Consider the following 20,017-nt stretch of genomic DNA (forward strand, 5'->3'; position numbering starts at 1 on the left):
GTGCCGGGTGCCCCGGCGCGGCGGGACGTGCGAGGATGGCGGCCCCACATGAGCACGAGCGCCGCCCCCATCCTCGGCATTGACTTCGGGACCACCAACACCGCGGCGGCCTTCTTCGACAAGGCGAACAAGCTGCGCGTGGTGCCCATCGCGGACAAGAGCCTCACCCTGCCCTCCATCGCGTGGTTCCACGCGGGCGACAAGGCCATCGTCGGCCCCGCGGCGCGGCGGCAGATCATCGACGACCCGCGCCACACCATCTTCGGCGCCAAGCGCTTCCTGGGCCGCCGCTTCCAGTCCGAATACGTGGCGCGCCACCGCAACCGCTTCGCCTTCGAGCTGGTGGAGGGCCCGGACGGCTACACCGCCGTGGAGGTGTACGGGAAGGTGACGCCGCTCATCGACGTGGCGCACTTCATCCTCAAGCACCTCAACACGCTGGCCACGCACGCGGCCGGAGCCCCGTTCAAGGAGTGCGTGCTCACCGTGCCCGCGCACGCCACCATCCGCCAGCGCGAGGCCATCCGCCACGCCGCGGAGAAGGCGGGCCTGCGCGTGCGCGCCATCGTCAACGAGCCCACCGCCGCGGCGCTCTACTACGCCAACCTGCGCAACCCCGAGCAGACGGTGATGGTGTTCGACCTGGGCGGCGGCACCTTCGACGTCACGCTCATGTCCGTGCAGAACCGCGTGGTGAAGGTGCTGGCCACCGGCGGCGACGCGTTCCTGGGCGGCGCCAACTTCGACGAAGCCATCGTGGAAGCGCTGGTGGACGACTTCCAGAAGGAGCACGGCATCGACCTGCGCGGGAACAAGGTCGTGATGCAGCGGCTCGTGTTCGCCGCCGAGTCCGCGAAGATGGCGCTCTCCAGCGGCGCGTCCGTCCCCATCCGCATCCCCTGCATCACGCAGAAGGACGGCGCCTTCGTGGACTTCAACGTCACGCTCACCCGCGAGCGGATGGAGGCCATGGTGTTCCAGCTCATCGAGCGCACCGCCGCCGCGTGCGACGACGTGCTGGAGAAGGCGGGCATGAAGCCGGACGCCATCGACGAGCTGGTGATGGTGGGCGGCCAGACGCGCATGCCCGCCATCCGCAAGCGCCTGGCCCACTTCAAGAAGCTGTCGTCGGACAAGGAAGTGCACCCGGAGCTGGGCGTGGCCGTGGGCGCGGCCATCCTGGGGCGCAACCTGGCGCGCGGCATCAGCGGCCTGTCGGACGTGGTGCCCATGCCCATTGGCGCCATGGTGCCCGGCGGCGGCCAGCACGAGGTGCTCCCCGCCAACACGCCCGTGCCCGGCACACGCTCCGTGGACCTGGAGCTGCCGCCCTGGCCCGGCCCCGTGCCGGTGGCCCTCTTCGAGGCCCTGGACCGCACCACCGTGGAGCGCGAGCTCCTGGGCACCGTGCGCATCGAGCCGGACTGGCGCGTGGCCCACCCGGGCCCCACCACGCTGGAGCTGCGCATGGGACCGGACTTTGCCCTCACCGCGAGCCTCGTCGCGAAGGATGGCCAGCGTCAGCCGCTCACCATCAGCGACCCGAACGCGCCCCAGCGGGCCTGAAGCGCGTCAGCCCGCGGCCCGGGACACCACGGTGCCCTTGAGCTGCTCCAGGAGCTGGCGGCTCTCCTCCAGCGCCTCCTGGCAGTGGGCGACGAGCGGCTCCATCCCGTCCATCACCCGGGCGTCCGCGCGCTGCTCGATGTCCCAGCACAGCGACTCCAGCATGGCCGCGCCGAAGTAGGCCGCGTTGGACTTGAGCGTGTGCGCGGCGCGCGCCAGGTTCTCCAGCTCGCCTCGCGCGAGCGCCCCGCGCGCGTCGTCCATCAGCCGGGGCATGCTCTCCAACGCGGTGTCCACGAGCTCCGGGAGCATCCGCTCCACCTGCCCGTCCAGGGACTGCCACAGCCGGTCCAACGCGCCCTCCTCCAGCCCCCGGATGCGCGGGGCGCCCATGCGCGGGGCCTCCGGAGCACGGGCGACGGGGACGCCCCCGGGCTTTCCCGGCAGGCGCTCCCAGGCACGGCGCAGCGCGGAGATGAGCTCCTCCACGCGGATGGGCTTGCTGAGGAAGTCGTCCATGCCCGCGTCCAGGCACTCGCGGCGGTCCGCCGTCATCGCGTTGGCCGTCATGGCGATGATCCACGGCTGCTCGCTGACGGGCATGTCCTGGCGCAGCTGGCGCGTCGTCGCCAGGCCGTCCAGCTCCGGCATCTGCACGTCCATCAGCACGACGTCGTAGCGCTTGCGCGACAGGAGGTTCAGCCCCTCGCGGCCGTTGTTCGCGGTGTCCGCCGGGTAGCCCAGCCGGTCCAGCACCAGCAGCGCCAGCTTCTGGTTGGTGGGGTTGTCCTCCACCAGCAGGATGCGCAGCGGCATCTGCTCGCCGGGGCGCGTGTTGAACACGGAGCGCTCGCGCGTGGCGGGCGCGGGCGTGACGGGGATGGGCCGGGCGGAGATGAGGTCCTGTGCCAGGCACGTCATCAGCGCGTCATGCAGCTGCGACGCCTTCACCGGCCGGGGCAGCACCGCCGTGAAGAGGCCGGGCGGCTGCGCGTCGCGCTGATCAAACGAGGTGAGCAGCAAGAGGGGCAGCTCGCGCGCGTCGCGCTGCTGGCGGATGTGCGCCGCCAGCGTGGGGCCGTCCATCAGCGGCATGCGGTGGTCCAGGATGGCCAGGTCGAAGCGGGCCCCGGACTCCAGCTTGGACAGCGCCTCCGCGCCGGAGCCCACCTCCACGATGGCCATGCCCCACGCGGCCAGCTGGCGGCCCAGCAGCTTGCGGTTGATGGCGTTGTCGTCCACCACCAGCACGCGCCGGCCGTGCAGCTTCAGCGCGTCCGGACGCAGGGCCTCCGCGCCGCGCGCGGCCTCGCGCGCCTGGAAGGTGAAGTGGAACGTGGCGCCCTTGCCCGGCACGCCCTCGCTCTCCATCCACAGCCGCCCGCCCATCGCCTCCACCAGCCGCTTGCTGATGGCCAGCCCCAGCCCCGTGCCGCCGTAGCGGCGCGACACGGATTCATCCAGCTGGTTGAAGGGCTGGAAGAGGCCCGCGCGCGCGGCCTCGGTGATGCCCAGGCCGGTGTCCTGCACCGAGAAGTGCAATTCGAAGAGGCCGCCCGGCGCGAGCGGCTGGCGCGGCGTGTCCACGGAGATGGACACCCCGCCGCGCTCGGTGAACTTCACCGCGTTGCCCACCAGATTGAGCAGCACCTGCCGCAGGCGCGCGCCGTCGCCCACCACGCTGACGGGCGTCTCGTCCGTGACGTGGTAGCCCAGGTCCAGGGACTTCTCGCTCGCGCGCATGGCGAGCAGATCCAGCGCGGACTCCACGCACTGGCGCAGGTTGAAGGGCTGCTGCTCCAGTTCGACCCGGCCGGCTTCGATCTTGGAGAAGTCCAGCATGTCGTTGAGCAGCCCCAACAGAGCGTCCCCGCTCTGGCGGATGGTGGACGCGAAGTCGCGCTGCTCGGGCGTGAGCGCCGTGTCCATGAGCAGCCCCGCCATGCCGATGATGGCGTTCATCGGCGTGCGGATTTCATGGCTCACGGTGGCCAGGAACAGGCTCTTGGCCTGGTTGGCGTCCTCGGCGGACTGGCGCGCCCGCTGGAGGTCGGTGACGTCGTGGTAGATGGCGATGAAGCCCATGGACTGGCCCGCCACCGTCACCGGCATGGCGCGCAGCTCCACGTCCACCACCGTGCCGTCCTTGCGCGCGCGCTTGGTGACGACGTGCACACGGTCCTTGCGCAGCACCTCGCGCGACGTCTCCTCGGCCTCCGGACGGATGTCGTCCAGGTTGGCCACGAGCTTGAGGATGTTGCGCCCCATCGCCTCCTGCGGCGCGTACCCGAAGAGCCGCTCCGCGGCGGGGTTCCAGGACAGCACCTCGAAGGCGCGGCTGATGGTGACGATGGCCACCGGGCTGTGGCGCACCACCGCCTCGAAGAACTCCTTCTGCTGCCGGAGGATGGACTCGGCCGCCTGAGCCGCGTCCAGGCCCCGGAGCAGCAGCAGCCAGCCGCCGTCCTGGGGCAGCGCCTGCACCCGCACGGAGCGCACCGGGCCCACGGAGAGCTCCGTCTCCAGGGGTGCGTCGTCCGGGGAAGAGACCTGGGGGGGCGTCCAACCCGGCAGCACGCCCTCCACGGACTGCCCCACCCACAGGTCGCGAGGGCCCAGCAGTGCCTCCGCGGCACGGTTCACGGCCACGACCCGCAGGGTCGGGTCCAGGACGAGCACGCCGTCTCGCGTGTGCTCGAACAAGGCCGGATACGTGCTGGGTGGCAGTTCGGGCAAACTTCCCCCTCCGTTCAAGAACTGTAGGTCAGTCGAGGCGCCAGTTCCATGTCATCCACGGAAAACCGTGGAGGTGGGCAGGCGCAGGCCTTTTCCCGGCGCTCCCGGGACGGCGATTCAGGGGGTTGGAGTGCCTGCCTGGCCATGCAGGGGGGCGGGATGTTTCGTTCTGTTTCCATGCAGCGGCGTGAGGTCTCCCAGGGTGCTGGCGAGGACGCCCCGGGCGATGCGTGAGCGTGCCTGGCGGCCGGGGGCCCAGGGGATCCATGCCACGGACGAGGCCAGGGAGGACATGCCAGATGCAGGGTCCTCCAATGTCACGCCCCGCGTGCGCACCTCACGCGCGGCGAGCGTGGGACAGCCGGCGTCCCCCAGGTCGCGGTCGAGCGCGGCGGAGGCCTCTCCCAGGGAGGGGGCCGCGAAGGGCTCCAAGAGCCGCGCGTGGAAGGCGGTCTCCGTCAGGGCGATGCACCGGTTCGCCTCCGTCGCGCAGCCGCGGGCCTTCCGGGCCACGTCCGGGGGCGCGGCGAGTCCCGTCAGGGAAGCCACGGTGATGCGCCGGCGCCTGCCCGGCACCACCCTGTCGGAGGACGTCATGGCGCGAATCCTAGGGGGCTTTTTCCGGAGCACCCAGGAAGTGACCTGGGCCGCCGCGCCACTGTTTCGGGGCAGACGGCCAGCCAGCCCCCTGCCCTGCTGGCCGTGGTTGGAACCGCCAGCCCGGAATCAACGGCAGGCCCTGGGCAGTGCGGCGTTCGGGCGACCTAGCTTTACTCTGACATCACGGAAGAGAGAGCCGTGCCCGACGCGACGACCCCGCCCTTGATCCTCCTCATCGATGACGAGCCGGAGCTGGAAGTGATGGCCCGGTACCTCGAATTCGAAGGCTATTCCGTGCTGACGGCGTCCAATGGCGAGGAGGGACTGCTGGCGCTGGCCTCCTGCCGCAAGCCCTGCATCGTCCTGCTGGATTTGATGATGCCGGTGATGGACGGCCACGGCTTCCTGCGGCGGTTGCACGACGACGCGACGCTGTGCGGGCTGCCCGTCTTCGTGCTCACCGCCAGCTTCCAGACGGAGCGGATGGCCGGCGTCGTCGGGACCCTCCAGAAGCCCCTGCACATGGAGCTCTTCAAGGAGGCCGTGGCGCCCTACTACCCGCCTCCGGAGAAGAAGGAGGGCACCTCGGCGGGATAGCGGGCGAGGCTCAGGCCGCGACGCGGGCCACGCACTCCGGGCCGTCGTTGGCGGGCGAGTTCACCCCGCGCGCCACCTCGTAGACGTCCAGCGGCGCTTCCGAAGCGGGGACGAGCAGCGGCAGCAGGACGGACGCCTCCTGGGGCTCCGGGCGAAGCCACACGGCCTGGCCTTCCGGCGACAGGATGACGGGCATCCGGTCGTGGATGGGCGCCATCAGCGCGTTGGGGCCCGTGGTGATGATGGTGCAGGTGCGCAGCACCTCGCCCGTGTCCGGCGCCGTCCACTCCTCCCAGAGCCCCGCCAGGGCCAGCGGCTTCCCGTCGCGGTGGTGGAAGAAGTACGGCGTCTTGGGCTTCGTGGACTGCTTCCACTCGTACCAGCCGTCCACCACCACCAGGCACCGCCTGCGCTTCAACGCCGAGCGGAAGCTGGGCTTCTCCGCCACCGTCTCACCACGCGCGTTGATCAGCTTGTTGCCGATGGACGCTTCCTTCGCCCAGGACGGGATGAGCCCCCAGCGGAACACGTCCAACAGCCGCGCGCCGTCGTTGGGCACCACGGGCAACAGCTGCGTGGGACAGAGGTTGAAACGCTCGCGCTCCAGCGTCGCGCGCGCGCCCGCGAGCTCCAGCTCGGCGACGAGCTGCGCGGGAGAGGTCCGGACGGTGACTCGGCCACACATGGGGTTGAAGCGTAGCGCCCGGCGGCCGGCGCCGCACGTTCCCGGCGCCCGAGGGCCTACGTGGGCAGCTGGATGCCAGACAGGCGCTGGTACAGCTCCACCGCGCGGCTGTCCGACAGGCCGGTGATGTAGTCCGTCACGCACAGCAGCCGCTGGTACGGCGTGAGCCGCTGGATGGCCTCGTCCCTCCGCAGTGGCCGCTGCGCCGCTTCATCCGCCGCCGCGAACTCCGGACGCTGGAAGCACTCCATGGGCAACAGCTGCCGCAGCTTCTTCTCCTCCGCGTTGGGGGCCTCCGCCAGCACCGACAGGGCGAACATGTCCAGCAGGCCGCCCAGCGTCTTGAAGCCGGCGCTCTCAATCTGGAGCACGCGCTCACTCCAGTAACCGTGCTCGCGGGTGAAGTCGGTGATCTCCTCCAGCCGCGCGCGCACGTCGGGCTTGAGCGCGGTGAGCGACGTCTCCATCCGCCCCGCCTCCAGGTCGTGCGCGTGCTCCACGAAGGCCTCCACGCACTCCGGGATGAGCTTCCCGATGGCCCTCGCCCGCGCCTGCGCCATCCGCGTCTCCAGGTGCCGGGGCGGCTTGCGGGCCGTGGGCTCCGGCAGCACCGACTCCAGCAACTGACACGCGCGCTCCATGGGCACGAGCCCCAGCTTCGCGGAGTCCTCCAGGTCGATGACCGCGTAGCAGATGTCGTCCGCCGCCTCGACGAGGAAGGCCAGCGGGTGGCGGCTGAACACGCCAGGCTCGCGCTCGCGCAGGCCCGTGGCGCGGTACGCCTCCAGCGCCAGGTCGACGTCTTCCTGGAAGTAACCGAACTTCTTCTCCGACACGACGCCCTTCGTCTTCTGCCGCGAGCCCGGCAGCACCGACGGACGCGGGTACTTGCTCATGGCCCCCAGCGTCGCGGCGGTGTAGCGCAGCCCGCCCCGGCGCTCGCGCGACTGGAGCCGGTTGAGGATGCGGAAGCCCTGCGCGTTGCCCTCGAAGTCGCGCAGGTCGCACCACTCGGCCTCCGTCGCGAACGGGCTCTTCTTCCCCTCCCCCGGCGGCGAAAGCCGCTGCCCCACCCAGTGCTGGATGGCCGCCTCTCCGGAGTGGCCGAACGGCGGGTTGCCGATGTCATGCGCCAGGCACGCCGCCGCCACGATGGTGCCCAGGTGCGAGGGATCCAACTCCACGCCCTGCGCCTTCAACTCCAGCCCGGCCTGGTGGCCCAGCGAGCGGCCCACGCAGGACGCCTCGATGCTGTGCGTGAGGCGCGTGCGCGTGTAGTCGCTCGTCGACAGCGGGAACACCTGCGTCTTGTCGTGCAGGCAGCGGAACTCGCTGGAGAAGACGATGCGGTCGTAGTCCCGCGAGTAGTCATTGCGCTCGTCGAGCTGCCGGTGCGCGTCCTCCGCCTGCGCGGAGCGCGGCCCCGACCCGATGCGGGTGTCCGACAGGAGCCGCCGCCAGCGCTCCGTCCGTTCCTGACTGTCATTGCGGCTCACGCGGAGAAGACCTCCCGATACGAGGAGAGCCCCGCCATCGTGCCCCCCCGCACCGGAGGCGCAAGTTCCCGCGCCATCCAGAGCGCGACGCCCCGGGGGACCGGGCCCCAACTCCCGGTCCCCCTCCGCGCCCTACTGGAACACCCGCCAGCGGGACGGCTTGGGGGGTTCCGCGGGCAGCACGACAGGCACCTCCCAGGTGATGTGGTACTCGGTGTCCAGCAGGCCCAGCTTGCGCCCCTGGACCCGAAGGTTCCGAGCCCCCACCATGGTGAGCACCTCGCGCAGCACCCCCTCGTGATACGCCGGCGGCATGAAGTCGCGCCGCATGATGAACAGCGCGTCCCCCTCTCCCTTCCAGTCGACGGTGCGCTCCCCGTAGCTCACCGCCATCTGGTAGCCGGACGGCAGGTTCGTCACGAGCTTGCGCGGGTCGCCCGCGGCGAGGAGCAGGAACGTGCGCCCCACCGCGGACTCCAGGAAGCTGCGCGTGGCCTGCATCCCCATCTGCCGCAGCGCTTCGTCGAACCCGCCACACCGGGGTGACAGCTGCCGCGCCGCCACCTGCGCCAGCTTGAGGAAGGTGGCCACCGGGTAGTTGAAGAAGCCCACGAAGCGGCGCTCGTCGGTGACCGCCCGGCAGGCGGCCACCGCCTCCTCCCCCGCGCCGGTGCGCACCGTCTCCAGCACCCCCAGGAAGAACATCCCCCGGGCGGTGTCCAGCTCCGTCGCCGCCATGCGCCGCACTGCCCAGTCCGCATCCACCGCACCCGCCTCCGGGTACGGCTTCGCCTGTGCCTGCATGCCTGCCTCCGTTATCGCGTGAGCCCACGCCCCACGTGCGAATCGCCAACGTGCCGCTGCTCTCTCTTCAGGGATGCGCCGCGGCAGCCGGCGCGCACGCCTCAGGGAAGAGACGCCTCAGGGAAGAGGACGGTGAAGCGAGAACCGTGGCCGAAGTCGCTCTCCGCCTGGATGCGCGCGCCATGTCCCTGCACCAGCCGCTTCACGATGGCGAGCCCCAGCCCGGTGCCGCGCAGCTTGGTGGTGAACATGGGCTCGAAGATGCGCTCCAGGAGCGACGCGGGGATGCCCGGCCCGTCGTCCGTCACGCGCAGGCTCCAGCCGCCGTCCCCCAACGCATCGGCGTGCACGCAGACCGTCCCGGAGCGCTCCGCCGGAATGGCCTCCACCGCGTTCTGGATGAGGTTGACCAGCACCTGGCGGAACTGCTCGCGGTCCAGGTGCGGCACCGGCAGCCCGTCCGGCACCTGGTTGTTCACGCGCACGCCCTCGCGGCACGGCACCACGCTGATGGCTTCCTCCACCAGCGGCTTGAGCGGACAGGGCGTGCGGCGAGGGGGCCGGCCCTTCGCGTAGTCCAGCAGGTCGGAGATGATGACCGAGCACGCCTGCAACTCCCGGTCGATGATGTCCAGGAAGCGGGTGATGCGTGGATCCGCGGGGAGTGCCTCCGCCTTGCGCATCCGGCGCTGGACGAACGCATGCGCGGTGCGCGCGGCCGCCAGCGGGTTGCGCAGCTCGTGGCTGACGCTGGCGGTCAGCTGCCCCAGCGACGCCAACCGCTCCATCTGCTCCACGTGGCCGCGGACGGCGTGCATCTCGCGTACGGCGGCATCCAGCTGCCCCGCCCGCAGCGCCAGCTCCTCCTCGATGGTGGCCTCCGCCAGGGCCTGGCGCCCGGCCCGCTCTCCCAGCTCGCGCAGCGCGTCCCGGCAGGCGACGACCAGCACCACGTCGATGGCGGCCACCCAGAAGGCATGCTCCAGGAAGCGCCACCACTCCGGGTGCAGCTGGCCATAGACGGACTCCGGCCACAGCGCGCCCCGCATGCAGTGGTCCACGACGATGGCCAGGCTGGCGGTGAGCAGCACCTTCGGGTCGCGGTAGAACGACAGCACCGCCAGCGAGCCGAAGATGTGGAAGTGCGTTTCGATGCGGCCCCCCGTCAGGTGGATGAGCAGCGCGGACCAGAGCATCTGGCTTATCGCCACCACGTGGCGCGTCGCCGTCTCCCCCGCGTGCAGCCGCGTGAGCATCACCGGGAACACGCTCAGCGCCGCGCCCAGCAGCACCGCCGTCTGCACGTGCAGGTGCAGCGCGCGCACCTTGCCCTCCCACCCATAGGGAGACACGAACACCGCCACCAGCACCGCCGCCGCCCACTGCCCCAACATCAACCAGGTGAACAGGCCATCCACCCGCTTGCGCGACTCACGCAACTGCAGCGCCAGAAGCGCCGCCGCCCGGCCCTCCAGGCCAGGAGAGACATGCACCGGAGCATGAATGGAAAAGGCTGACATGAACGAAGTCATCTCTTCACCCGACCGGACTGGTGGCGAAAGCGACTAATCCTGCAAAATAGGAACTACACGGAACTCTTCAGACCAACCATGCTGCCTGGGGGCAACCGGAGTGCCCGTGCCTGAACACTGTCGGCACCCATGCCGGCGGTGCGGGGACAGCGCCGGGGTGGCGCCATCCCGTGCATTCACAGCCAACAATGACAAGCAGGCCATTCCCGCGTCCACCGAACACGCGGAGCGCAGGACCGGAGTACGAGTCCGGCGCTCACGTCTGACCAATGGTGCCCGCCCCCAGGTCCCAAGGGGGCACAGGGGGCATCCGCGTACACGCCCTGCGGGCGTGTGTCAGGAGACCGCGGCGTGGGTGCGGGCAGGTGTTTCGAGCGTGGCGTCCGTGTCGCCCCGGGGCAGCTCCCGGGCGGCGGGGATGAAGGTCATGGCGCGCTCGGCGAGCGCGGCGATGGTGAGCGAGGGATTGACGCCCGGGTTGGCGGAGATGGCCGCGCCATCCACCACGTACAGCCCGTCATAGCCATACAAGCGGTGGCGTGCGTCGATGGCGCCTGTCGCTGGCGAGTCCCCCATGCACGCGCCGCCCAGGATGTGCGCGGTGGTCGGGATGCCCATGAGCGTTTCGCTGACCATGGTCATGGGGTAGCCATCCAGCTTGTCGGACACGCGCTTCGCCAGGTCGAAGGCCTCCGGCATGTTCGCGGTGGGCGCGGGGCCCGCCTGCAGGCCGGTGGTGAGGCCGGAGCGGAAGCCGGTGGTGAGCGCGCGGCCGCGGCGCATGCGCAGGTGGCCCTCCATGGTGCGCATGTACAGGAGGATCATCGTGCGGCTCGCGAAGTCCGGGACGAAAAAGGCCTGGAGGAAGCGCAGGGGCCGGCGCGCGAGCAGCCCCACCAGCCGGGCCACGCGCGTCCACGCGGTGGCGCCGGGGACGTGGGGGGCCATGAGCAGGCGGAAGAAGCCGGAACCGGCCGGGTAGCGCACGGGCTCCAGGTGCGAGTGCTCGTCGGTGTGGAGGATGGACCCGATGGCGATGCCCCGGGACAGGTCGCGGTCCTTCTGCTTCTTGCCGCTGATGACGCCGATGAGCGCCTCGGAGTTGGTGCGCACGCCATCGCCCACGCGCTCGGAGAGGTTGGGCAGGCCGTCTGGCGCGTCCTTGAGCTTGAGCAACAGGTCCATGGTGCCCAGCACGCCGCCCGCGAAGATGACGTGCTTCGCGGTGAAGCGGCGCGTCTTCTTGAAGAAGCCGGTGCCCTGCTTCGCCGTCACCTCGTAGCCGTCACCGCCGGGCAGGGGGCGCACCCACGTCACCTCCGTGTCCGCGTGGAGGGTGAGGCCCTTCTTCTCCGCGAAGTAGAGGTAGTTCTTGTCGAGCGTGTTCTTGGCGTTGTTGCGGCAGCCCAGCATGCAGCCGCCGCACGCGTTGCAGCCGGTGCGGTCCGGGCCCTCGCCGCCGAAGTAGGGATCCTTCACGGTGACGCCGGGCTCGCCGAAGTAGACGGCCACGGTGGTGGACTGGAAGTCGGGGCGGCCCAGGTCCTCTCCCACTTCCCGCAGGACCTGATCGGGGAACGTGTTGAGCGGGTTGACGGTGGCGCCCAGCATGCGGCGCGCGGTCGCGTAGTGCGGCGCGAGTTCCTCCTTCCACGGCGCCAGGTGGCCCCAGGAGGCGGCGTCGAAGAAGTCGTCCCGTGGGATGGGCAGCGTGTTGGCGTAGACGAGCGAGCCGCCGCCCACGCCGACGCCGGACAGCACGGTGACGTGGCGGAAGAAGGTCATCTTGAAGAGGCCGCGCCACCCGAGCCGCGGCATCCACAGCCAGCGCTTCAGGTTCCAGTTGGACTTGGGAAAGTCCTGGCCCTGGAGGCGCCGGCCCTTCTCCAGCATCACCACGCGATAGCCCTTCTCGACGAGCCGCAACGCGCTGACGCTGCCGCCAAACCCCGAGCCGATGATGAGCCAGTCGCAGTCCATGAAGTCCTCCCCGTCTCCTCCGGGCGTGTGAGCTTCCCGCCTCCAGGAGGTCCGCACTCTATGCCACGAGCGCGAGCCTTCCTGGCGGGACCTGTCGCACGCCTCCGGAATGAACGAAGGACCCGGGGCCGCGGGCTAGCGCTTCGTGGCCTGCTTCCTCGCCCGGCGTGCGGCGGGCGTGTTGGCGACGAACTGGCGGCCCGCCCGGGAGCCTGTGCGCTTGCGTCGCTCGGTGGCCTTCTTCTGCGCCGGGCTCAGGTGGGCCCAGGCCTCCTTGGGCAGGTAGCGCGCGGTGGTGCGGCCATGGCGGGCGCGGGTGCCGCCGTCCTGGGTGCCCCACTTCTCCTTCGTCCAGGAGGACAGGTGGCGCTGCGAGGTGCCGCGAGCCCCCCGGTAGCCGCCGCCGGCCTTCTTGTATTCAGCGGCGAGGAGCTGGGCCTTGCGCGCGCTCCATTGGCCTGCGCGACCGCCCTTGTCGCTCTTCATGATGCGGTTCTTGAGGCGCTCGCGCAGCGCGGGGTTCGTATAGCGGCTGCTGGCGCTGGCGGACGTGTGGCTCTTGCGCGCGGCGCGTTTCGCGGGTGTGGCGGCGGCGTGCTTGCGCCGGGAAGCGGCGTGGGTCTTCCGACGGCTGGCCATGAAGGCTCCTTTGTTTGAGACAAAGGTACGGATGCCTCGCGGGGAATGGCCTCTGCCGCCCCGCTGCCTGCCCGGCTTCGGAGCCGGAGGGGGCTACGCGGGTGTGGCGCCGGACTCGCGGGGACGGAACAGCGAGCACGCGCGCACGGGCTGGGGCGCGTACTTCTGGGGCAGGAGCGGACACATGATGAAGGTGGTGGTCCGCGTCTGGACGTAGCGAGGCGGCGCGGCGCAGCGGTGGCAGAGGCTGTCCGGGAAGGGCAGCGGTTCAGGGGGCGGCGTCATGACAGTGGACAGCATCGCACGGGCCCGGAAGGAAAGGCGGGTGCGGGCCGCGCGTGCTCCCTAGATTGCGAGGCATGCACGTCGCTGACGCCCACGTCGAACCCCACCGGCTGCGCCTGTCCGGCCGGCATGCCGTCCTGGAGGTGTCATGTCCGCTGCCCGGGGTGCTGCGGCTGAGGCACGCGCCGGTGTCGTCGGAGATCGGGTTCCTCCATCCCGAGCTGCCCGGCAAGCGGTCCTGGTCCGTCATCACCGAGGGAGGCCACCCCTTGAAGGTCGAGCGCGACGGCGAGAGCGCGCGGGTGACGGCGGAGGGCATGTCCCTGGAGGTGGACACGGAGTCGGGGACGTGGCGCTTCCAGGACGCGCAGGGGCGGGAGCTGGCGCGCTGCGTGGACGTGTCCGGTGAGGTGCAGGCCGCGTATCCGATGAGCCGGCACCGCGCGAGGCTGAAGCTGCGGGCGCCGGAGGGGGAGCGCTATCTAGGGTTCGGAGAGAAGGTGGGGCCGCTGGACAAGCGCGGCATGCACTTCACGTTCTGGAACACGGACGTGGTGCCGCACCACCCGGACACGGATCCGCTCTACCAGTCCATCCCGTTCTTCGTGGGCCTGCGCGACGGCGTGGCATGGGGGTTCTTCCTGGACGAGTCCTGGCGCTCGGAGGTGGACGTGGCGCTCGCGGACGCGTCGCGGGTGGCGTGGGAGTCGTGGGGGCCGGAGCTGGACTGCTACCTCTTCGCGGGGCCGGGGCCGGCGGACGTGGTGCGAAGGTACGCGGCGTTGACGGGGCGGCCTCCCCTGCCCCCGCTGTGGAGCCTGGGCGCGCAGCAGAGCCGCTGGGGCTATGAGAACGCGCAAGACATCCGGGGCGTCATCCAGGGCTACCGGCAGCGGAACCTGCCGCTGGACTGCGTGTATCTCGATATCGATTACATGGATGGGTACAAGGTCTGGACCTGGGACAGCGCACGCTACCCGGACCCTGCCGGACTGGTGCGCGAGGCGGCGGCGCAGGGCGTGCGGCTGGTGCCCATCATCGACCCGGCCTTGAAGCTGGAGCCGGGCTGGGGCGTGTACGAGGACGCGAAGGCGCGCGACTACCTGGTGCGCTACGACCGGGGCGGCGTGCTGGTGGGCGAGGTGTGGCCCAAGCCCGCGGTGTTCCCGGACCTGACGCGGCCGGAGGTGCAGCGCTGGTGGGGAGGCCTGCATCGCGACTTCGTGACGCTGGGCATGGCGGGGTTCTGGAACGACATGAACGAGCCGTCGTGTTTCGGGGTGCAGCCGGACGTGGGCATCCTCACGCTGACGAGCGAGCGCGCGGAAGGCATTGGCCAGGTGGAGGGCAAGACGCTGCCGTACGACGCGCGTCACGGGGAGAAGCGGCACCTGGAGGTGCACAACGTCTACGCGCTGGGCATGGCGAAGGGCGCGTTCGAAGGCTTGCGCGAGCTGCGTCCGGAGGCCCGGCCGTTCCTGCTGACGCGGGCGGGGTTCGCGGGCATCCAGCGTTACTCGGCGGTGTGGACGGGGGACAACTCCAGCCACTGGACGCAGCTGGAGACATCGCTGCCCATGTTGATGGGCTTGGGCCTGGCGGCGGTGGCGCACACAGGGGTGGACATCCCGGGCTTCATCGGCCGGGCGAACGGCGAGCTGCTGGTGCGCTGGATGCAGACGGGCACGTTCTACCCGCTGATGCGGAACCACGCGGGCAAGGGAACGTCGCCGCAGGAGCCGTGGCGCTTTGGGGAGCCCTACCTGACGCTGGCGCGAGCGGCGCTGGAGCGGCGGTATCGGCTCTTGCCCACGCTGTACACGCTGATGCACGAGGCGTCGGAGACAGGGCTCGCGCCGCTGAGGCCGCTGTTGATGGAGGCGCCCGGGGACGCGGAGGCGGCGGGTGCGTTTGATCAGTTCCTGTTCGGAAGGGACCTGCTGGTGGCGCCGGTGGTGCGGCCCGGACAGACGAAGCGGCTGGCGTACCTGCCAGCGGGTGCGTGGTTGGAGTGGCCGGGACTGGAGTGGACGGGGGAAGTGCGTGAGGGAGGACGGCACGTCATCGCGGACGGGCCACTGGACACGGTGCCGGTGTGGCTGCGCGCGGGAGGTGCGGTGGCGCTGACACGGCCCGCGATGCACACCACGGACGCGAACTGGAAGCACCTGGAGTGGCACGTGCACGCTGCGCCGGAGATATACGGCCGGCTCTACGAGGACGCGGGAGACGGCTACGGTGAGTCACGACTCACGGAGCTGCGCGGCGGAGCGACGGCGGGCGTGTTGCGGTTGGAGCGGAGCGAGACGGGGGCGCTCGCGAGGGCACGGACGGAGGAGACGATTCGGGTGTATGGGTTGACGTCCGTGCGGAAGGTGACGGGAGCCCAGGCACACCGTTTCGAGGACGGCGTGCTGGAGCTCCAGGTCGCCGCGGATTGGACGCGGCTGGACGTGGCGCCGTAGGTCAGAGGACGGGGAGTTCCTTGAACACGACGCCTTCGAAGCCGAAGCGGTTCACGGCGTCCACGAAGCGCTCCGTGGCGATGATGATGGTCGTGTAGTCGGTCAGCCGGAACAGGTCCAGGTCGCCGGTCAGGGTGCTCCCGTCGAGGATGGGGGCGTCTGGATAACTGCCTCCTTGCCGCCCGCACCGTTCGCAGGGCCGTTCCCGTCCGCCCGGGAAGCAGCTGTCGTGCAGTCGCCCTCGGCAATGGATCTCGACCTCCCGCAGCTCCACCTCGACCTTGCTCCGAAAGCGCAGGTCCATCTTGCTCGCGCGAAGGGCGATGCCTGCATCACGCAGCACGTCCACGATCTCGCTCCGCATCACCAGGGTCCAGGGACTCGGGAGGTCGAGTGCGCTCCATTTGCCCGAGGCTTTTCCTGTAAGGGGTCCGAATTCGGCCCCTGGACGCAATGGCGCCTCGAAGGGCACCTGGGGCCGGAGCAGCTCTCGCAGTCGCTCATACTCCTCGAGAGGTTCCTGCCTTGCTTCCACGAGTTCCTGCCGGTGGGCCCAGCCCGAAAGATCCACGGAGGGGTAGGCCTCCCCCAGTCCCCCTGGACTGGACTGACACACGGGACACAGTCCTCCCGGCAATCCCCACCGGTGCGCTCCATTGATGAAGCCAGTGAAGCGAGGACCTTCCGCAGCGTTCACTTCAAAGAACCTCACGGTCCCTCCCGGCGGCTAGCGCAGCTGATAGTAGGGAACAATGGGACCCATGATGTTGAAGTCAACGATCATCCGAGCCAATTGATCCTGGATCTCCTTCGGAGTCGCATTGATGTTGTTGCGAGCGAAATCTCGCCACGCCTGATTCCAGGGGCCACCACGTCCTCCAACGCCGTGCAGCCGCACGTGCTCCGCGCGAGGAATGATCATCGTGAAGTCGTGCACGTTGATTTTCCCCTGTCGTCGGAAGAACAGCTCGAGGTCCTCTGCCTGCGGAAAGAGATGATGCTTGACCCAGCCCGAGCCGGAAGGCCTCCTGCCATCCGGTGGCGGAGGAGGCGCGGGATGGTTGTACCAACGGATGACGAAGATGGCTTCGCGGCCACCCGGAAGCGGCTGGGCGCTGCCCCAATTGCGCCGGGGACCTGAACCGGGAGCCGCTGACGACACGGGAGGCCGAATGCCTCCTCGCGCCAGCAACACACCGGTGTCCTCGCAGTGATAGAGGCCGCAAAGGTCATCCGCGCAGACCAGTGCCACGCACCGGTCGTGCCCCTCGCAGGCGTCGTCCTCCGCCGCGCCCCAGTCCTCCAGCGCCGGCAAGGGAGCGGACGCGCAACCTGTCAGCAGCAGGGAGACGACGAGAGCGGAGACCCTCATCCGTCGGGCGCTCACCACAGCGGCGCCATGTTCTCCACGTACTTGAAGCCCGTGCCCGTGTTGAACACGACCACCGTCTTCTCCGGCTTCACGTCCCCGGCGGACTGAAGCTTCTTGAGCGCCGCCACGCACGCGCCGCCTTCCGGCGCCATGAACAGCCCCTCCGCCGCGGCTGCGTCCTTCGTGCCCTGGACGATCTCCTCCTCCGTCACCGACACCGCCGTGCCGTGGCTGTCCTTCACCGCACGAAGGATGAGGAAGTCCCCCAATGCCTTGGGCACCCGCAGGCCGTGCGCGTGCGTCGTCGCGCCCTGCCACATGGGCGCGTCCAGCTTTCCTTCCGCGTGCGCCTTCACGATGGGCGCGCAGCCTTCCGCCTGCACCGCCACCATCCGGGGCCGCTTCGAATCAATCAGCCCCATCGCCTCCATCTCGTCGAAGGCCTTCCACATCCCAATGAGCCCCGTGCCCCCACCCGTCGGGTACAGGATGACGTCCGGCAACATCCACCCGAGCTGCTCCGCCAGCTCGTAGCCCATCGTCTTCTTGCCCTCGACCCGGTAGGGCTCCTTCAGCGTGGCGCACTCGTACCAACCGTGCTCTTTCGCCAGCCCCGCGCACACCCGGCCCGCGTCGGAGATGAGGCCGTCCACCGTCTCCACGTGCGCGCCGTACGCCCGCGTCTCCATCAGGAACAGCGACGCGATGTCCTTCGGCACGAAGACGTGCGCCTCCAGCCCGCCCCTCGCCGCGTACGCCGCCAGCGCGCTGCCCGCGTTCCCCGCGGAAGGCAGGCACACCGCCTTCGCGCCCAGCACCTTCGCCATGGACACCGCGGCGGACAGGCCTCGCGCCTTGAAGGAGCCCGTCGGGTTGCCGCTCTCGTCCTTCACCCAGACCCGCTGCAATCCCAGCCATGAACCCAGCCGGGGCGCGGGGAGCAGCGGCGTGAAGCCCTCGCCCAGCGTCAGGCGCTGCGCCGGGTCATCCACCGGGAGCACCTCGTGGTAGCGCCACATGGAGCGCTCACGTCCAGGCAGCGCTTCCTTGCGCAGCGTCTTCGCCGCGCTCTCCAGGTCGTAGCGCGCGAACAGCGGCGCCTGACACGCCGTGCACAGGTTCCACACCTTGCCCGGCGCATACGTCTGGTCGCACTTCGTGCATTCAAGTCGGAGGACGGACATGCCTCCGACTCTACTCAGTCCTTCAACTCCAGCCACACCGGCGCGTGGTCCGACGGCTGCTGTCCCTTGCGCTCCTCGCGGTCCACGTCACACGCCGTGAGCCGGGGCACCAGCGGTGCCGTGAGGAACAGGTGGTCGATTCGCACGCCCTTGTTCTTGGGGAACATCAGCATCCGGTAGTCCCACCAGGAGAACTTCTGCACGTCCGGGTACAGCTTGCGGAACGCGTCCGTCAGCCCAAAGGCACACACCTGCTGGAGCGCGTCCCGCTCGCGCAACGTGAAGAGCGTCTGCCCTTCCCACTGCGCCACGTCGTACACGTCGATGGGGTCCGGCGCGATGTTCCAATCCCCGCCCATCACCACCAGGTCGTCCGGCTTGTGGCGCGTGTCCAGGTAGTTGCGCAGCCGCCGGTACCACTCCAGCTTGTAGACGTACGCGGGCGAGTCCACCTGCTGCCCGTTGGGCGCGTAAGCGCTCACCACGCGGATGCCATTCACCGTCGCGGAGATGAAGCGCGCGTGCGTGTCATCCACCCCGTCCGACAGGCCCCGGATGACATCCGTGGGCTCCGTCTTCGCCAGGATGGCCACGCCGTTGTACGTCTTCTGCCCGTGCACCGCGGCGAAGTAGCCCGCCTCCTTCACCGCGTCGAAGGGGAAGTCCGCGTCGGTGCACTTGAGCTCCTGCAGGCACAGCACGTCTGGCTGGGCGCTCTTCAGCCAGTTGACCAACCGCTGCTGCCGAGCCCTTACCGAGTTCACGTTCCAGGTCGCGATTCGCATGCGCCGCGGACCGTCGCACGCGGCCCACGCCCCTGCCACGCTTTTCCCCTCGGGCCTGTGGCCCCAGGGACACACCCGCCGGCCTCCCGAGGGGAAATCCGTTGGCACACCGGTCGCAATAGGGGGGATTGCCATGAACCCGAAGACGCGCACCCGGTCCCGTCGCTCCGCCTCCTCCCGGCGCTTCACCGTGCCGCCCGCGCTTCGCAAGGCCCTCATCCCCGCCGCGCTCGCCGCCCTGGGGCTCGCCGCCTGGGAGGACGTCCCCCTGCCCCGCCTGCTCAAGCCCTGGCTCTCCCACGCCATGGAGGCTCGCGCGGGACAGGCCCCTGTCACCGCCGCGCCCACCCTGCCCCTGGAGGCCCCGGGCCACGCGCCCTCGCTGATGGCCGCCCCGCGCCCCGTGGACGAGGCCGCCCCGGCGGAGGCTCCCGCCGACGCCCCCGTCCCCGGTGACGCCCTGGCGCTGCCGCACACGCACGCCCGCCGGGTGGACCACGTGGCCCGCGCCCTGGGCCTGCGCGAGCTGGGGGACGTGTCCGGCGCCGTGACGGAGCTGCGCCGCGCGCTGCACGACGACCCGGGCGCCACGGACGCCCTGGCGCAGCTGGCGCGCACGGCCCGGCTGGCCGGGGACACGCAGCTCGCCGTCGACGCGTACGCCCGGCTGGGGCAGGCGGAGCCCCATGACGCGGGGGCGCTGGTGCAGCAGGCGCGGCTGCTGGTGTCGGAGGGCCGCTTCCCGGACGCCGTCCGCGTGGGCGAGGAGGCGCTCCTGCGCGACCCGGAGGACGCGGAGGTGTACCAGGTGCTCGGCCGCGCGCACCTGGGCGCCCATGAGCTCACCTCCGCCATCCTGCGCTTCCAGCAGGCGGTGCACCTGGACCCCGAACACGGCCACGCGCTCAACAACCTGGGCTTCGCCTACCTGCGCGCCAACGACAACGCGCGCGCCGTGGAGGTCCTCACCCAGGCCGCCAGCCTCCTGCCGCACGTGGCCTACGTGCAGAACAACCTGGGCGTGGCCTGCGAGCGCCTGGGCCGGCTGGAGGAGGCCCGCGCCGCCTACGCCGCCGCCACCCGGCTGTCGCCCCGCTACGTGCAGGCCCGCGTCAACGCGGAGCGGGTGGGCCGCGTGGCCCGGGCCGACCCGGCGGGTCCTGCTCTGCCGGAGCCGCTCCCGCCCGTCGCGCCGTAGGGCGGGCGGCCAGGAAACAGCGCCGTTCCCGGGGGGATGGCCCGGGCGGGTTCACCCCGCCCGCCCCCCGGTCTAACCTCCAGCCCTTCACCC

General features: G+C 70.5%; 17 protein-coding genes. 4 read left to right on the forward strand and 13 right to left on the reverse strand.

Going from position 1 to position 20,017, the window contains the following annotated elements:
• Positions 1-48 precede the first annotated feature (48 nt).
• Positions 49-1,566 carry an Hsp70 family protein gene (locus tag D7Y21_RS11050; RefSeq protein ID WP_120563958.1) on the forward strand — a complete coding sequence of 506 codons (1,518 nt, stop codon included), beginning with the start codon at positions 49-51 and terminating at the stop codon, positions 1,564-1,566.
• Positions 1,567-1,572: 6 nt separating this feature from the next.
• Here D7Y21_RS11050 and D7Y21_RS11055 read toward each other — a convergent pair whose 3' ends face one another.
• Entirely contained in the window at positions 1,573-4,302 is a 2,730-nt protein-coding gene (locus D7Y21_RS11055; protein WP_121713042.1) for a response regulator, read from the reverse strand.
• 117 nt (positions 4,303-4,419) lie between these two features.
• On the reverse strand, positions 4,420-4,899 hold the full coding sequence (locus D7Y21_RS11060) for a hypothetical protein (RefSeq protein WP_121713044.1): 480 nt from the start codon (positions 4,897-4,899) through the stop codon (positions 4,420-4,422).
• Positions 4,900-5,100: 201 nt separating this feature from the next.
• Here D7Y21_RS11060 and D7Y21_RS11065 point away from each other — a divergent pair, with 201 nt between their 5' ends.
• Positions 5,101-5,499 (forward strand): two-component system response regulator, encoded by a 399-nt coding sequence (locus D7Y21_RS11065; protein ID WP_233591612.1) that lies wholly within the window; start codon positions 5,101-5,103, stop codon positions 5,497-5,499.
• Between the two features lie 10 nt (positions 5,500-5,509).
• On the opposite strand, the gene D7Y21_RS11070 is transcribed toward D7Y21_RS11065, so the two are convergent.
• The 7 genes from D7Y21_RS11070 to D7Y21_RS11100 all read right to left on the reverse strand — a co-directional run bounded on the left by D7Y21_RS11070 (position 5,510) and on the right by D7Y21_RS11100 (position 12,920).
• The gene (locus D7Y21_RS11070) at positions 5,510-6,184 is read right to left on the reverse strand and encodes an SOS response-associated peptidase (RefSeq protein WP_121713045.1); all 675 of its coding nucleotides are present in this window, start codon (positions 6,182-6,184) and stop codon (positions 5,510-5,512) included.
• A gap of 56 nt (positions 6,185-6,240) precedes the next feature.
• On the reverse strand, positions 6,241-7,680 hold the full coding sequence (gene dgt, locus D7Y21_RS11075; RefSeq protein ID WP_121713047.1) for a dGTP triphosphohydrolase: 1,440 nt from the start codon (positions 7,678-7,680) through the stop codon (positions 6,241-6,243).
• 132 nt (positions 7,681-7,812) lie between these two features.
• Positions 7,813-8,484 carry a DUF2378 family protein gene (locus D7Y21_RS11080; RefSeq protein WP_120563953.1) on the reverse strand — a complete coding sequence of 224 codons (672 nt, stop codon included), beginning with the start codon at positions 8,482-8,484 and terminating at the stop codon, positions 7,813-7,815.
• 101 nt (positions 8,485-8,585) lie between these two features.
• A complete protein-coding gene (locus D7Y21_RS11085; RefSeq protein ID WP_233612056.1) occupies positions 8,586-10,004 on the reverse strand; it encodes a sensor histidine kinase in 1,419 nt (472 codons plus the stop codon).
• Positions 10,005-10,352: 348 nt separating this feature from the next.
• The gene (locus D7Y21_RS11090) at positions 10,353-11,996 is read right to left on the reverse strand and encodes a GMC family oxidoreductase (protein ID WP_121713049.1); all 1,644 of its coding nucleotides are present in this window, start codon (positions 11,994-11,996) and stop codon (positions 10,353-10,355) included.
• Positions 11,997-12,131: 135 nt separating this feature from the next.
• Positions 12,132-12,635 carry a hypothetical protein gene (locus D7Y21_RS11095; protein ID WP_121713051.1) on the reverse strand — a complete coding sequence of 168 codons (504 nt, stop codon included), beginning with the start codon at positions 12,633-12,635 and terminating at the stop codon, positions 12,132-12,134.
• Positions 12,636-12,728: 93 nt separating this feature from the next.
• A complete protein-coding gene (locus tag D7Y21_RS11100; protein WP_233612057.1) occupies positions 12,729-12,920 on the reverse strand; it encodes a hypothetical protein in 192 nt (63 codons plus the stop codon).
• Positions 12,921-12,994: 74 nt separating this feature from the next.
• On the opposite strand from D7Y21_RS11100, the gene D7Y21_RS11105 reads away from it, so the two are divergent.
• Complete coding sequence (locus D7Y21_RS11105; RefSeq protein WP_121713055.1) at positions 12,995-15,385, forward strand: glycoside hydrolase family 31 protein; 2,391 nt, start codon at positions 12,995-12,997, stop codon at positions 15,383-15,385.
• Between the two features lies 1 nt (position 15,386).
• Here D7Y21_RS11105 and D7Y21_RS11110 read toward each other — a convergent pair whose 3' ends face one another.
• The 4 genes from D7Y21_RS11110 to xth are packed head-to-tail and all read right to left on the reverse strand — an operon-like array spanning position 15,387 to position 18,726.
• Positions 15,387-16,097 carry a double-CXXCG motif protein gene (locus tag D7Y21_RS11110; protein ID WP_120563949.1) on the reverse strand — a complete coding sequence of 237 codons (711 nt, stop codon included), beginning with the start codon at positions 16,095-16,097 and terminating at the stop codon, positions 15,387-15,389.
• Positions 16,098-16,112: 15 nt separating this feature from the next.
• Complete coding sequence (locus D7Y21_RS11115) at positions 16,113-16,757, reverse strand: TIGR02269 family lipoprotein (protein WP_121713057.1); 645 nt, start codon at positions 16,755-16,757, stop codon at positions 16,113-16,115.
• An 11-nt stretch (positions 16,758-16,768) separates the two neighbouring features.
• On the reverse strand, positions 16,769-17,941 hold the full coding sequence (locus D7Y21_RS11120; RefSeq protein ID WP_121713059.1) for a threonine synthase: 1,173 nt from the start codon (positions 17,939-17,941) through the stop codon (positions 16,769-16,771).
• Between the two features lie 14 nt (positions 17,942-17,955).
• Entirely contained in the window at positions 17,956-18,726 is a 771-nt protein-coding gene (gene xth / locus D7Y21_RS11125) for an exodeoxyribonuclease III (RefSeq protein ID WP_120563946.1), read from the reverse strand.
• A gap of 133 nt (positions 18,727-18,859) precedes the next feature.
• Here xth and D7Y21_RS11130 point away from each other — a divergent pair, with 133 nt between their 5' ends.
• Positions 18,860-19,924 carry a lipopolysaccharide assembly protein LapB gene (locus tag D7Y21_RS11130; RefSeq protein ID WP_121713061.1) on the forward strand — a complete coding sequence of 355 codons (1,065 nt, stop codon included), beginning with the start codon at positions 18,860-18,862 and terminating at the stop codon, positions 19,922-19,924.
• The last annotated feature ends 93 nt before the right edge of the window (positions 19,925-20,017 follow it).

It is taken from the genome of Corallococcus sp. AB045, from assembly GCF_003668895.1.
GTDB lineage: Bacteria > Myxococcota > Myxococcia > Myxococcales > Myxococcaceae > Corallococcus > Corallococcus coralloides.

What these genes read in the sequence shown, in the direction of transcription:
- D7Y21_RS11050 (WP_120563958.1), top strand. Translation starts at nt 49, where the DNA reads ATGAGCACGAGCGCCGCCCCCATCCTCGGCATTGACTTCGGGACCACC.
- D7Y21_RS11060 (WP_121713044.1), bottom strand. Translation starts at nt 4,899, where the DNA reads ATGACGTCCTCCGACAGGGTGGTGCCGGGCAGGCGCCGGCGCATCACC.
- D7Y21_RS11070 (WP_121713045.1), bottom strand. Translation starts at nt 6,184, where the DNA reads ATGTGTGGCCGAGTCACCGTCCGGACCTCTCCCGCGCAGCTCGTCGCC.
- D7Y21_RS11080 (WP_120563953.1), bottom strand. Translation starts at nt 8,484, where the DNA reads ATGCAGGCACAGGCGAAGCCGTACCCGGAGGCGGGTGCGGTGGATGCG.
- D7Y21_RS11085 (WP_233612056.1), bottom strand. Translation starts at nt 10,004, where the DNA reads ATGTCAGCCTTTTCCATTCATGCTCCGGTGCATGTCTCTCCTGGCCTG.
- D7Y21_RS11090 (WP_121713049.1), bottom strand. Translation starts at nt 11,996, where the DNA reads ATGGACTGCGACTGGCTCATCATCGGCTCGGGGTTTGGCGGCAGCGTC.
- D7Y21_RS11095 (WP_121713051.1), bottom strand. Translation starts at nt 12,635, where the DNA reads ATGGCCAGCCGTCGGAAGACCCACGCCGCTTCCCGGCGCAAGCACGCC.
- D7Y21_RS11100 (WP_233612057.1), bottom strand. Translation starts at nt 12,920, where the DNA reads ATGACGCCGCCCCCTGAACCGCTGCCCTTCCCGGACAGCCTCTGCCAC.
- D7Y21_RS11105 (WP_121713055.1), top strand. Translation starts at nt 12,995, where the DNA reads ATGCACGTCGCTGACGCCCACGTCGAACCCCACCGGCTGCGCCTGTCC.
- D7Y21_RS11115 (WP_121713057.1), bottom strand. Translation starts at nt 16,757, where the DNA reads ATGAGGGTCTCCGCTCTCGTCGTCTCCCTGCTGCTGACAGGTTGCGCG.
- D7Y21_RS11120 (WP_121713059.1), bottom strand. Translation starts at nt 17,941, where the DNA reads ATGTCCGTCCTCCGACTTGAATGCACGAAGTGCGACCAGACGTATGCG.
- xth (WP_120563946.1), bottom strand. Translation starts at nt 18,726, where the DNA reads ATGCGAATCGCGACCTGGAACGTGAACTCGGTAAGGGCTCGGCAGCAG.
- D7Y21_RS11130 (WP_121713061.1), top strand. Translation starts at nt 18,860, where the DNA reads ATGAACCCGAAGACGCGCACCCGGTCCCGTCGCTCCGCCTCCTCCCGG.